The 14,234-nt window shown below is 40.6% G+C and carries 12 protein-coding genes and 1 riboswitch; all 12 genes read right to left on the minus strand.

Features of this window, described 5'->3' with window-relative positions:
- Positions 1-92: 92 nt before the first annotated feature.
- On the minus strand, positions 93-1,505 hold the full coding sequence (tilS, locus tag BLV55_RS04240) for a tRNA lysidine(34) synthetase TilS (RefSeq protein WP_093311546.1): 1,413 nt from the start codon (positions 1,503-1,505) through the stop codon (positions 93-95).
- Positions 1,506-1,625: 120 nt separating this feature from the next.
- Positions 1,626-2,381, minus strand: a complete 756-nt coding sequence (gene kamE, locus BLV55_RS04245; protein WP_093311549.1) for a lysine 5,6-aminomutase subunit beta — start codon at positions 2,379-2,381, stop codon at positions 1,626-1,628.
- Entirely contained in the window at positions 2,381-3,937 is a 1,557-nt protein-coding gene (gene kamD, locus BLV55_RS04250; protein ID WP_093311553.1) for a lysine 5,6-aminomutase subunit alpha, read from the minus strand. The genes kamE and kamD overlap by 1 nt, the downstream gene beginning before the upstream one ends.
- Before the next feature lie 13 nt (positions 3,938-3,950).
- Entirely contained in the window at positions 3,951-5,579 is a 1,629-nt protein-coding gene (kamC, locus tag BLV55_RS04255; protein ID WP_093311556.1) for a lysine 5,6-aminomutase reactivase ATPase KamC, read from the minus strand.
- On the minus strand, positions 5,576-6,619 hold the full coding sequence (gene kamB / locus BLV55_RS04260; RefSeq protein ID WP_093311558.1) for a lysine 5,6-aminomutase reactivase subunit KamB: 1,044 nt from the start codon (positions 6,617-6,619) through the stop codon (positions 5,576-5,578). The genes kamC and kamB overlap by 4 nt, the downstream gene beginning before the upstream one ends.
- Complete coding sequence (gene kamA, locus BLV55_RS04265) at positions 6,616-7,866, minus strand: lysine 2,3-aminomutase (protein WP_093311561.1); 1,251 nt, start codon at positions 7,864-7,866, stop codon at positions 6,616-6,618. The genes kamB and kamA overlap by 4 nt, the downstream gene beginning before the upstream one ends.
- A gap of 98 nt (positions 7,867-7,964) precedes the next feature.
- A complete protein-coding gene (gene kdd / locus BLV55_RS04270) occupies positions 7,965-9,005 on the minus strand; it encodes an L-erythro-3,5-diaminohexanoate dehydrogenase (protein WP_093311564.1) in 1,041 nt (346 codons plus the stop codon).
- 337 nt (positions 9,006-9,342) lie between these two features.
- Positions 9,343-10,767: a sigma-54 interaction domain-containing protein gene (locus tag BLV55_RS04275; RefSeq protein WP_093311567.1), complete on the minus strand. Its 1,425-nt coding sequence runs from the start codon at positions 10,765-10,767 to the stop codon at positions 9,343-9,345.
- A 72-nt stretch (positions 10,768-10,839) separates the two neighbouring features.
- Positions 10,840-12,006 (minus strand): THUMP domain-containing class I SAM-dependent RNA methyltransferase, encoded by a 1,167-nt coding sequence (locus BLV55_RS04280; RefSeq protein WP_330386572.1) that lies wholly within the window; start codon positions 12,004-12,006, stop codon positions 10,840-10,842.
- Between the two features lies 1 nt (position 12,007).
- Positions 12,008-12,355 carry a cupin domain-containing protein gene (locus BLV55_RS04285; protein WP_093311572.1) on the minus strand — a complete coding sequence of 116 codons (348 nt, stop codon included), beginning with the start codon at positions 12,353-12,355 and terminating at the stop codon, positions 12,008-12,010.
- A gap of 144 nt (positions 12,356-12,499) precedes the next feature.
- Positions 12,500-12,682 (minus strand): hypothetical protein, encoded by a 183-nt coding sequence (locus BLV55_RS04290; RefSeq protein ID WP_143033166.1) that lies wholly within the window; start codon positions 12,680-12,682, stop codon positions 12,500-12,502.
- A gap of 83 nt (positions 12,683-12,765) precedes the next feature.
- Positions 12,766-12,855, minus strand: a riboswitch (cyclic di-GMP riboswitch).
- A gap of 68 nt (positions 12,856-12,923) precedes the next feature.
- Positions 12,924-14,207, minus strand: coding sequence for a dihydroorotase (locus BLV55_RS04295; protein ID WP_176968252.1), 1,284 nt, complete (start codon positions 14,205-14,207; stop codon positions 12,924-12,926).
- Positions 14,208-14,234: the final 27 nt, after the last annotated feature.

Consider the following 14,234-nt stretch of genomic DNA (forward strand, 5'->3'; position numbering starts at 1 on the left):
TCTTCCTCCTCCCAACAAAAGTCATTTTCACATTACATAATTGTACCACACAACAAGTTGATAGACAACCTGTAAAAAACCTGTCCACAACCTTATTGAACCTTATCAGACCGGAACTGTATTTTCAAGACTTTTTTTGTTTTCTGCGTTATTTTCACCAGTTCGCTGATACGATGACCTACCACCCACAAAATTTCATTCTCAGAAGCAATCAATGGAATCATATTTCTTTTTTCAACTGGTATCTTCTGATCTATAAAAAAATCCTTCACCTTCTTTGATCCATTTGTTCCTAGTGGCTTCAGTCGATCTCCTTCCCGCCGGTTTCTTACAACGATATGCTCCGGCAGCTGATCAAAATCAAAATACTGGCAATAGGGATCCTTGCCCCTGTTTTTCATTTTTTCAATGTTAACAACCTCACAGCGAAAATATCCATTTCGTTGTACCAACCTGGTTATCCCAGGTATTTTCAAAGGAATAGCTTCTTTCATTGTTTCTTCTGAATAGCTTTTTTCAATATCTTCTTTTTTCCCAATCTTTATTTCATCTGTCTTGAACAATACCTTTATTTCCCCCGGAAGCTGTACTTCCTTTTCTGTTTTTTTCTGATCCAATAGGCTTAGTATATGATGTACCTGATCAAAGCTGATGGTCTGTTCCCTTGTATTAAAAAACATATAAGCCTTACGAATAACTCTAGAAACAATCGATGGATGGTATTGAAGTAATTTTGAAGGACTTATACTGATCACCTTATCTGTTTTGTAACAAAGCACTTCCGAATAAGCCTCTTCCACTTTTTCTTCGATATACTGTCTGTCTTGCTCTAATAAAACGGATGTTTTGCCAATAGATTCAATAACGTTAGGCTGATATTTTTTAATTTTAGGAATCAGTTCCAGTCTGATCTTATTTCGAAAATACTCCGTCTCCTGGTTAGATTGGTCTATTTGATAAGGCAGGTCCCAATAACGACAGTACTCTTCTATTTGTTCGCGTCGGCAATGAAGAAGTGGACGCATAATCTTATCACGAACCATCGGCATTCCACTTAGCCCCTCAAGACCTGCTCCACGGATCAGGTTCATTAGGATGGTTTCTGCCTGATCATTCTGATGATGAGCCAGCGCAATTTTGTTCGCACCAATTTTTTCAGCCACTTCTTCAAAAAACTGATATCGACTAATTCGTCCCGCTGTTTCTAAAGAAATTCCTTCCTCTTTTGCAGATTTGGCAATATCTACGCTTTTCACCACGCAGGTTATCTGATGTCGCCGAGCAAAGTTCATGGCAAAGGTGGCGTCTTCATTGGAATCCATTCCCCTTAGATTATGATTGAGATGAGCAGCAACAATCTGAAGTCGATACGTATCGGCCAATTGAAACAATGCATGTAGTAAGCATACCGAGTCCGCGCCTCCTGAAAATCCAACAACTATATGATCATTCACATTAAGTTGCTTTGACTCAATTACTTTTTTGATTATAACAGAGTCTTTCATCTTTAACCTCCGTTCTTTCAATGCATCCCACCTTATTGTAACATAATTTCAACAGAAAAAAAGCCCGTTTTGCATCTTCATCCTGAGATACAAAACGAGCTTATAGATCGGAAAGGTTTTTTAGACTAAGTTCCTCTCCACTAATTCATGAATCACAAAAGCACCTACATCTTCCGCATAAGTGTTGGTTCCAAATCCTGCATCATATCCTAGTTCTTTAGCCAGTTCATGAGATATCCGCGGACCACCACAAACAACAATCAGCTTATCTCTTAAGTTTTCTGCTTCTAACAACTCGATAAGTTCTGTCAAATTTTTGATATGAACATCTTTTTGTGTCACCACTTGCGACACAAGCAATGCATCTGCTTTCATTTCAATTGCTTTTGATATTAATTCTTCATTTTCTACCTGGCTCCCAAGGTTGTGTGCTTCAATTCCTTTGTATCGCTCCAGGCCATAATGCCCATGGTAGCCTTTCATATTCATAATGGCATCAATTCCCACCGTATGAGCATCAGATCCGGTACAAGCACCCAGAATAACCACATCTCTTTTAATCTTTTTCTCAATAAACTCTTCCACTTCTTCCTTTGTCATTCGATCAACATCAACTTTCGGAACATTGATTGCGTTATAATTGATCGTGTGACTGCTTTTTGCATAAACAATAAAGTAGGTATACCCAATCCCTAAATCCATGGCATTAACAACATTCGGTTCTTCCAGTCCCATTTTAAGCATCAGCCGCCTTGCTGCTTCCTTTGCTTCTTCACCATAAGGTACCGGTAAAGTGAAACTTAATTGAATCATCCCGTCATTCAGTGTATCCCCGTAAGGTTTTACATTCGAAAGGTCTACTTTTTCAATAGCCATTACCGGTCACCTCCTAGCATAAGGGATATAAATGGATTAAGGTATCCTTCAGATTTTTCAAACACACCGTCAAGGCCTTTACCACCCGTCCTTGATCTTTTAACGCCTCCAAATTTACCTTCTTCAATGGTTTTCAAAATACCATCTTCTTCTACCTGATCCAAGAGCTGCACTGCATCTCCCAGAACTTTCTGAGCTCTCTTTTGAATAATGCCGTCTCTTTTGAACTCTATCTCATCCCCTATATCTTTACAATTATTAAATACATATTTTGCATTTTCAATAGACAAGGCACGATCATGAAGATGCGGGGTGTGATTAGCTTCTGTCAGCATTCCAAGAAGTTGTATCCCTTGTTGTGTCCAAATGGCCGCCAAATTAAACATAGCATCTTGAATGTGACCCTTAAAGATGTTACCGGTCATAAACTTCGTTGGAGGCATGTATTTCAATGGTGCCTTTGGAAAAATTTCTCTGGCCATTTGAGCCTGGGCCAACTCCAGTAAAAATCCATTGGTAAGCTCCGGATCCATTTCAAAAGCATGTCCAAGAGCCATCTGTTCTTCCGGCAATCCAGCTTTTAGCGCAAATTGTTCGTTAATAAATTGTGATGCCACCACTGTATGGGCTTCTTCCACCGCATCTGCTGTTGTCAGATAGTTGTCTTCTCCCGTGTTGATAATAATTCCTGCAAATCCGTTGATCACCCTGGAAAAATATTGATCCACAAAGGTTCTTTGCATATTAATATCTCTGAACAAAATTCCGTAAAGGGCATCATTCAGCATAACATCCAGCCTTTCCAGCGCTCCCATCGCCGCAATTTCAGGCATACAAAGACCACTACAGTAATTACACAGACGTATATACCTTCCTACCTTTTCTCCCACTTCATCCAAGGCTTTTCGCATGATTCTAAAGTTTTCTTGAGTTGCATAAGTTCCACCAAAACCTTCTGTTGTTGGTCCATAAGGGACATAATCCAGCAAACTCTGAGCAGTACTTCTGATCACCGCAATAATATCGGCCCCTTGCCTTACGGCTGCCTGTGCTTGGATAACATCTTCATAAATATTCCCGGAAGCAACAATAAGGTATAGTAACGGTTTTTTTCCTTCACCCACGGTTTCAATCATGGTTTCTCTCTGCTTTCGATTATGCTTTATTCTTTCGACGGTTTCTTCTGCTTTGCTCGTTACGGCCCGAATTACTTCCTGACGATTTTGAGCAGGAATCTCTGTTAAGGAAAACGCTTCACGACTAACGGCTTCTGCAATTTCCTGAGGCTCTTTTCCTGTATATACCATGGCATTTCCTATCCAGTAGGCAATCCCTTCATTGAGTCCTCCATGTTCCCGCACATGATTTACGACAATATTAGGTAATGGCCGATCAACTTCGTCAATTCCGTCAATTCCTAACAAGCGAGCAATCGTTCTTTCAACACTAACAGTGGTATGCTCATCGATATATGGCTGAATTTCATCGGCTACTGCTTTAGAGGCTCTTCTCGCTTCATCAATCATTTTTTGATCTAAGTTAAGCTTACTGTTCATCCTCATTCCTCCCTCATTCTTCTTTTTCTTTCAAATATGTTTGTGCATTTTTTATGATTGACTCAGGAAGTCCCATAATTTCCGCTACACATATGGCATCTCTTGGAACTGGATCTTTGCTTTCTTTCGGTCGAAGTCGATAGTCCATATATTTCTCAAAAATTCCTGCTACCGATCCTGCCTCTCTCAATTCTTCTTTTAGACTTTCCATGTTTTCTTCACGTAATCCTACTACCTGTAGATGGCGCACCTCCGGGATTTCTCCTATTCCATCATAGTGAGTTGTTAGAATAGAAATAGCCGATCGCTGGCTTAAATTCTCTACAATGGCTTTAGATATCCCATATCCTTCTTTCGGATTTGTTCCGCTTGCCAATTCATCCAACAAAATAAGGCCTTGTTTATCAGCAACTTTCAACGCTTTTTTTAATCCTTCCAGTTCTGCTCCGAAAGTGGATAATCCTTTTTCCTGAGATTGCTGATCCCCTGTTGAAAAGTAGATATACTGCATAGGCATAAAAGAAAAAGAATCCGCCGGCACCCAAAAACCCATTTGCGCCAATGCCAGTAGCAAAGCTGTCATCTTTAGTGACATGGTTTTTCCGCCCATATTAGCACCGGTTATGAGGGTGACGCCTTTTTCTGCCGAAAGGTCTACCGGAACACAGGCCAACTTTTCTTTCTTTAAGCGTTCTTCTAGACCTGTATGCCTTCCATTACAAATGCTTATTTCTGCTTTCTCAGATAATTTTGGTTTGCAACATCGAAAGGTGATTGCCATCGCAACTTTCCCTAGCAATAAATCCAGATGGGCTATCCTATACGTATTTTCCAATAGTTCTTTGCTTTTATCTCCAATGCAACGACTAAGCCATTGACGAATTTTTTGTTCCATCACTTCTTCTTCTCTCCGAATATCTTCCAGAACATCCTCTGCTTCTTGTCTCAAGGGACGGTATATCCAATGGCTTTTGGTTTCATTGGCCAAGACATAAGTATTCAAAGCCTCCAGCTTATCCCGGTAGGCAGCATTTTCTTTGGGGATATGAACTTCTTTATTCCAAAGAACTTTTAACCCCGTTATTTTTTCTATCTGTTTTTCTCGATTCTTTTCTTCTTTTATCATTGTTTCCTGCAGTTGTAATTTCCGGACTCTTAATGATTTCAACTTAGCGTCATAGGCATCGTAAATGTAAAAGGTTTCTATCCCAGTTTTTTCCGGATCCAGAAGTTCCGTTAACCATTGTACCGAATGAAGTCTAACGGATGGAAAAAGGATTCGTTTATGTTTCTCCAAGTGGCAGGACAGTTTTTCAATTGCCATCCCTTGCTTCTTTATTTCAAAGAATTCCACATCAGAAAGCACTTGTTGTTTTCCAGTATTTTCAATGGATTTACGAATGTTTTTTTGTCCATGCAAAAGTCTTCGCAATTCTTTCAATAGTCCTGGATGTTCCTCTTTTGCTTGGATCATTTCCTGAATCTCTGCATATAACACGTTAAGGTTTTCTTTGTCTTCCAGAGGATAAGGATCCAAATTTTCTTTCATGATGCGTCCGTATTCCGTTTCTACGGGTACCTTTGCCATAAAATCTTTTAGTCCGATTTGATCCGGAGTATCCAAATTTATAAAATAGTTCAATTCAGCCCTCCTTCCTTAAGCACATCAATGACAGGAGTTAGCCCGAGTGCCTGTTGCATCTCTGTATGAAACTTTTGTTTATCAAATACATAGCCTTCCGGAGAAACCGGGTTTATGGTTACTGCCAGAAGATTGATCGGGTTTACTACTTTAAGGCTTACGCCCATATGCTTCCATAGTTTCCACTCTTTTTCTGTTATAAACACTTTTGTTGCATCTGCCATAAGGATCGTCACTTCTTTATACAAAGAAGTGACTTGCATCAGTTCCTGGACCGCTTTCCCGGTTAAACTTCCTTTCACCAGTAACCATCGGTCGCCTTCCTCTAGTGCATTCCCAAGTTTTCGACCACTATTGATGGCTGATTGTATCGGCAGTATCTTCATAGAACCTTTCCGGTCAATCACTGCAACACTGCCCTTCTTCACAAACGTATTCCACGCTTTAATGATTTCTTTTTCTTCAACGGCCGGTAATGAATATATATCCACCTGATGTTTTGTCATTTTGATTACCTGCTCCGGATCACGATGCAAGACGGCACCCGTAGCAAGAATACATCCGTCCGATACGGCTGGTGAAGCACTGGCCTTACGATCGATGGCGCCATCGACTAAAATTCGATTAGCGCCATGTTCCTCCATGCTTACCATTACTTTTTTTATTCCCGCATTGGTATCCGGGCCTGCAATTTGAATGAATCCTGCTTGCCTCACCCGCACCATCACCACTTGACCCATCGGGGTGTTTTCACCGGTAGTGTCTAAAATTTCCACCTTCGCTTCACTGTTTCCCAGACAAACCTCTGTGGTGGCCAGTATCGTATTTACCGGAACATAGATGCGCGGCTTTTCTGTTTGTGTCACTAAATCTTCTTCTTCCCCGTCTCTTCCTGTTGATGTGATTCCTATAACCATATTGCTTTCGTTCATTTCTGCTATTAGCCGATTAAGCACCACTGTTTTTCCAGCATTTTTCGACATGCCTATCACCGCAATACGTCGGCAGTCTTTTTCAGAAAGGTAATCTAGTAATCTCATTTTTTGCTTCTTTTGTGACGTTCTAAATCCGCCGGCTCCATGGATATCCCTTCTCCGTTTATCAGTCCTGCAACACCACCAAGATTTTTTCCTTTGCTCTCCTGACAGGTTTTACACTCATCATCGTAAGAATAGTTCGTCGGCTCAGAATAAGCTGAAATAACCCCTTCGTAATTTCTTAGAACAATTTTCCCAGCTCCTTGGGAGATCATATAGCTTGGCATAACAGGTATCTTTCCACCGCCGCCAGGTGCATCTACTACAAAGGTAGGGACCGCATATCCGGATGTGTGACCACGCAGACCTTCAATAATTTCGATGCCTTTTGCTACTGTTGTTCGAAAATGCTCTATTCCTACAGATAGATCACATTGATAAATGTAATAGGGTCGAACCCTTTCCCTTACCAATTCATGAACTAGTTCTTTCATCACAGGAACACAGTCATTAATCCCTCGCAGCAATACGGACTGGTTGCCAAGAGGAATACCGGCATCAGCAAGTTTAGCCAAAGATTTGCGTGCTTCTGGCGTTAATTCTTTGCTGTGATTAAAATGTGTATTTAACCATATGGGATGGTATTTTTTCAACATATTCACCAAAGAATCTGTAATACGTTGGGGCATCACCACTGGCGCACGACTTCCCAGTCGAATGATTTCTACATGAGGAATCTCTCGCAGTTTTTTAATAATCGCCTCAAGTCGTTCATCTGATACTAACAGACAATCTCCCCCGGAGAGAAGCACATCTCTTACCTGGGGCGTTTTTTTAATATATTCTACCGCCGCCTCAATCCGATCCATCGGAAGTCCTGTATCCTGTTGACCGGCAAAACGTCTTCTCGTACAGTGACGACAGTACATAGAACACATATCTGTTATCAACAAAAGAACTCGATCCGGGTAACGATGGGTCAGTCCCTCCACCGGCGAATCAACATCTTCATGTAAGGGATCGTCCATATCCGAACTGCCTTGGTGCAATTCTGACGACTGAGGAACCGCTTGCATTCTCACAGGACAGTTTTCATCATCCGGATCCATTAAAGAAGCATAGTAAGGAGTGATTCCCATTCGCAGTTTTTTTAAGCATTTTTCGATTCCTTCTTCTTCTCCCTCTTTAAGGTTCACTACTTTTTTCAAGTCTTCAACCGTAGTGATGCGATTTTTTACCTGCCATTCCCAACTATTCCACTGATCTTCGCTAACATCTTTCCACAGTTCGATATCGTGATAATCACGCATTTTATTCTCTCCTTTGGGATTTATCAGATTGAAAACCCCGGTAATTTGTGAAAAAATCACCTGGGGTTTTCTGTGCTTTATCTATCAGTACCTATCTATTATGCATAGAGTTCTTCAAACTTTTTACGAAGTGCTTCACTTTCTCTCATGATTTGCAAAGAAATTTCGGCGTGACCTTTTGTATATCCGTTCCCTATCAGCATGGTGGTATCTCTTCCTATTCCTTCCGCACCCAGAGCTGCTTTTGTAAAGCTGGTCGCCATGCTAAAGAAGTAAATTAAACCAGTATCCTTCGCCGCAAGGATGCTTCCCATTTCCGTATTCGGGATATTCACGCAGTTGATCACCACATCGGCCATTTCACCGTTTGTAGCTTCTTTTACAGCTTCCATCAGTTCAACAGCGTTTGTTGAGTTTGCAACAACATATTCATCTGCCAAATCTAAATCACGTATACCATCAATACCTTCTTTGCGACGCCCTACACAAATCACTTTTCCTGTTACGCCGGCACGCTTTTTCGCTTCGTACAAGCAAAGCATTCCAGATTTTCCATATCCACCAATAACAACTACTGTATCTCCTGGCTTCACTAGTTTAGCTGTCTGTGCAGGCGCTCCCGCCACGTCCAAAACAGAAAGTGCTAGGTTCTCGGCAATATCATCAGGCAGTACAGCATAAATACCGCTCTCAAACAAGATGGCTTGGCCTTTGATATCTACTTGGTCAATGTCTTTACGTATTTCATTAATCTCTTCAATTACCAAGGGTGTTAAAGAAAGAGAAACTAAAGTAGCTAACTTATCGCCCACTTTCAAATCTGTTTTTCCTTTTAATCCTTCTCCTATTTTAGCCACTGTCCCAATCAACATTCCGCCTGAACCAGTAACAGGGTTATGATGCTTTCCTCTCTCTGATACAATTCCCGTCATGATTTCTTTAATTTTATCTAAATCGCCACCAGCCTGCTCTTTAATCTGTGTAAAACTGGCAGAGTCAACATTTAACGTCTGAACATCCAGCAAGATTTCGTTATCATAGATTTCCATGCTGTTGTCAATTTTTTGAGCTGGTTGAGGCAATACCCCTTTCGGTTCTATTACCCGATGCGTACCATAAGGACATCCCATTTTTTTCATATTAACATTCCTCCTTTTAAATTTAAGTGCATTAAGCACTGAATAAGCACACAGTCTTCCCTATATGAATTGTTGCAAATATGATGCCAAAACAGCCGGCATTTTTAATAAAATTGATTATCGAAATACTTTCCTCCCTTTCTCCAAACAAAATAATCACTGCAAGCTCTGATAAAACTGAATCGTACTATTTATAACGCAGGATAAAAATAAACTTAGACCACTGTCATTTTTTGAATTAATTTTATTTTTCTTTTTTTTACAACCATAAAGCACCTTTTATTCTTTAATAACATCAAAAAACCGCCTGTTTTTCGGCGGCCTTGGTGTTATTCAATTACTTTTCTTTTTCTAGCTCAATCCCCAGCTTGCTTAATCGATATTGGAGTGTCTGTCGAGGTACAGAAAGCCTTTCCGCCGTTTTCGTGATATTGCCTTTTTCATCCTTGAACACACTGGCGATTACTTGCTTTTCTACGCTATTCATCAATTCCCGGAGAGAAGTATGCGCCCCCAACACCATTTTTGCTCCCAAGTCCTTTTCTTCTCGTTTTCCTCTTTGCAGATAATAGGGCAAATCTTCCATTTTAATCCATTGGCCTTCCATCACATTCATCATACCTTCAATGATATTTTCCAACTCTCTCACGTTCCCGGGCCAAGAGTGATTTTTAAGTTTTCGTAAAGCCTCTGGTGTCACACCGACAATATTTTTGTTTAGCTTGCAATTAAACCGGTTAATAAAATGCGTCAATAATACAGAAAAATCTTTTTCTCTTTCCATCAAATCAGGTAAGCGCAAAGATACCACATTGAGCCGATAAAACAAATCTTCTCTTAGCTTTTTCTCGTGGACAGCTTGGAAAGGGTCCATATTCATTGCCGCTATAATGCGCACATTGACTTCCCGGGTTTTAATATCCCCTACTCGTCTGATGGATTTTTCTTCTAATACACGAAGTAATTTTGCCTGAAGCTCCATAGGCATTGAGTTTATTTCATCTAAAAACAAAGTCCCTTCATTAGCCAATTCAAACAGACCTGGTCGATGATCAGCCCCAGTGAAGCTTCCTTTAACCGTTCCAAATAGAATGCTTTCCAGTAAAGCTACAGGGATCGCTGCACAATTTTGTGCAATAAATGGCTTTTTCCGTCTTTCACTGGCATTGTGGATGGCCTGAACAATCAACTCTTTTCCTGTCCCTGTATTTCCGTATACAATCACCGAAGAATGAGTGGCAGCAGCTTTCATTGATTGATGCTTCAGCTTGATAATCTCCGGACTTTCTCCAATAATATCATCAAAAGTATATCTAGCTGTTCCTTTTACAGCTTTTGACACAGAAGGTTTCTGTGCATATATTTTTTCCTGCAGATCTACTAAACGTTCTGAAAGTTCTCTGACCTGGGTAATGTTTCTGGATAGCTCTAAAGCTCCTACTAATTGTCCATTTTTATGAAGTGGAATCGTACTGTTTACAGTCGTTATCTTACTTCCTTTGTAATTCAAAAAATCTTGTTGGTAGTGATAAATTGCTTTTCCTGTCTTCAAGGATTCTATTAATGTACTGGTCTCTTTCGTTAAGGAAGGGTATATTTCAAGAATATGTTTCCCAACCACTTCTTCTTTTTTCAGACTGTCCAATTCTGCCGCCGCTTCATTGCAATAGACAATGATCCCTTCCAGATTTACCACCTGAATCCCTTCATCCAAAATATCTAAAACAGCTTCCATATCCTCTTTGCTCAACAAACTATCCAAGTAATCACCGCCCGTTTTTCGGCTTTGCCGCTCTTTTTTCGGCTTTAATTCTTTTTGCTTTCTTTCCCTTTTCTAATCTTCCTGCTTTTTAGGTGGTCTTGGACCCTGATATTGATAATACTGGCACATGATTCTGCCATTATATAGCTTTCTTCTTCTATCTGCTTCCTTTCCAAAATCTTCCTCTAAATCTGGATACGCTGTAAGGATATACTTAGACCACGTTTCCAAAGGTTTTAACACTTCACCAAATTCTCTGTAAAGCTGTCTGATTGCTTCTTCTTCACCCATTCGCTCACCATAAGGAGGGTTGGTAATCATGCATCCATAATAGTAGCGTGAGCGCAATTCTCTAAAATCTCTTTTTTCGAAATGAATTTCATCCTCTAGAAAAGCTTCCTGTGCATAGTATCGGGCTGAACTTAATGCTCTCTCATCCGTGTCAAATCCCTGTATTTGAATTGACTGGTCGAAATTAGCGACATCGTGAGTTTCTTTTCGGGCTTGTCGCCATTCTTCCGCTGGTATCCACGGCCAGGATTCTGAAATAAAATCCCGATTCATTCCCGGCGCCAAATTTTTTCCTATGAGTGCCGCTTCAATCGGAATGGTTCCTGAACCACAAAAGGGATCAATCAACACTCTTTCCGGCTTCCAAAAGCTAAGCTGAATCAAAGCCGATGCAAGTGTTTCTTTTAATGGAGCTTGATGTGTACTTCTTCTATACCCTCTTTTATGAAGGCCTTCCCCACTTGTATCAATCGTTAACGTAACTTTATCTTTTAAGAGAGCCACTTCTATTCGATACTCGCTTTCTTTTTCTTCAAACCATTCTTTGCGGTATTTCTTTTTCATGCTTTCAACGACCGCTTTTTTCACAATCGCCTGACAGTCAGGAACACTGCCTAACTGAGATTTAATCGATTTTCCGATAACAGGAAACTTTCCATTTTCCGGAATCCATTGACTCCAATCCAAAGCTTTGGTTTTTTCAAAAAGTTCATCGAAGGTTTTTGCCTGAAACTCACCGACTTTCAACAAAACTCTCTCTGCGGTTCTTAACCAAAGGTTGCTTCTACAGAGTGCTTCTATCGGTCCTGTAAAAGTAACACGTCCGTTCTCTGTTTCTACTACTTCATACCCCAGGCTTTTTATTTCTCTTGATACAATAGCTTCCAAACCAAAAGCAGCCGTTGCCATTAAGGTTATTTTAGATCTTTCATCACTATTCTTTTTCACTTTATTGATGTCCTTCCTCAGGTACAATACAGATAAACTCAAAGGGTTCACTGCCATCATTTCTGAATTGATGTTTTTTATTAGCTGGTACATAGGCATAAGAACCAGCGCTGACAGGATGTTCTTTCCCATCCATGAACAAAGTTCCTTTCCCTTTAACCATATAATTAATATGCGGCCATGGATGTTCATGTCTTGGTGTAAATCCACCCGGCCTCAGTTCCATTAATCTCATTACGTGACCTTCCCAACCTTCATTAGGCGATATAAGCACTTTCGTCGATGCCTGACTGGCATCCGGATGATTTACCTTTTTCTTTTCTGTTTCTTGAACATGAGAAATAATCATATCCTTCCTCCTTTATCATGTTTTAAAGAACCCTATTTATTTTATTATAGCAAATAACCAGCTATTCTGCCAATCCACAGCCCGATTCTACAGTTGTGGAAAATAGAGTCTTTTTGCACATAAAAAAACCCCTATGGAAAGGGGTCAGTTACTTCGAGTTTCCTCGATTGGGACTTCTGTCACTTCTCTTCGTGACAGCACTTTAATCTTTTCTGGAGTTAAGATCGTTCCTTTTTTCATGAGCAAGAGCCCGGAATCATTGTATAAATCTTCCGAAAGCACCATTCCCACTTCACAATCTTCCAGCAAAACTTTTGATTTAATCATGATGACCATCTCCTTTTGCCTCCAGTGAACCAGAAAATCACAAAATAAAGACCCGTCCAAAACGAGTCGCCAATAAAAAACATACGGGCAACCCGACCATCCTATCAGATTTACCTGACGTAGATTCGTGGCTTTGCGTCACCGACTTTCGAACGGCTTTGCCTTTTTCATCTTACTTGCATCTTATCATAGATCGATGCTTTTGACAATGATTTCTGATTTTTTCGTCATTACACTTCGCTTACATTTCTTCTTTCTGATATCGAATATCCCCATTTACCATAGTCATGGTAACGCAGCCTCTAAGGAGCATCCCATGATAAGGGGTATTTCTTGCTTTAGAAAAAAAGGTTTCCCGGTCTACTGTCCACCACTTCTCCATGTCCACTAAGACCAAATCAGCATCCTTGCCATCGGCTAAGCTTCCCTTATTATTTAGCCCCAGTAATTTTGCCGGTTCTGTACTCATTAGCCGAATTAACTGATGCAGCTTCAGAATTTCTTTATCTACCAGATAGGTTGCCCCCACCGCAAAGGCTGTCTCTAACCCAATAATTCCATTAGCCGATGTGATTAAATCTTCTATTTTGTCCGTCAGCAAATGAGGAGCATGATCCGTCGCAATCGCATCAACGATACCCTCTCTTAACCCTTCCTGTATCGAGATTACATCTTTTTCTGTGCGCAAAGGCGGACTCATTTTTGCCATAGATCCTTTTGTCAACACAGCTTCTTCTGTTAAAGAAAAATGATGTGGCGCTGCTTCACAGGTCACCTTAACTCCTTTTTCCTTTGCCGCTCGTATGAGTTCCACGCTTTCCCTCAAACTGACATGTTGAATATGCAAAGGTACATCAAGCTTTTCAGCCAAGTAAAGATCCCGGTGGATCATTATCGCCTCTGCCATTGCCGGCACTCCTTGAAGTTTTAGTTTCCGAGAAATCTCTCCTTGGTTAATGCTTCTGTCAAACATCATGCTTTCGTCTTCACAATGCAGTCCTACCATCAGCCCTTCCCGGGAAGCCTCCTCCAAAGTCTTCATTAATATAGCGGCATTTGTGACTGGTCTCCCATCATCAGTGACACCGACAAATCGAGGATGACGATATAAGCTACACGCTGTCTTTTCCATACCTTCAAGGCCTTTTGTAATACTACCCATTAGCAATACGTTGCAGGGAAGGGTTTCGGTTCTTTGCAATAAATCTTTCACAGTTGTCTCTGTATCTGGAACCGGTTGAGTATTAGGCATGCATACTACAGTAGTATATCCGCCTGCTAAAGCTGCACGACAACCTGTTTCAAAGGTTTCTTTTTCTTCGCCCCCCGGCTCTCGAAAATGTACATGCATATCAATAAAACCAGGAAACAACCATTGCTGCTTTCCTTCATAAATATGGGCACCTTCCCATTCCTGCTGGTCAGTAAAGCCTAAAATCTTCCCTTCAAAGATTTTCACATTACCTTTCTGAACATTGCCATTTTCAGGGGAAAAGTATTTGATATTTTTTATTAATGTTTTCACCGTCATTCTCCTTTTTATTCTTTTCAT

The organism is Tindallia californiensis (assembly GCF_900107405.1).
Taxonomy (GTDB): Bacteria; Bacillota; Clostridia; order Peptostreptococcales; family Tindalliaceae; genus Tindallia; species Tindallia californiensis.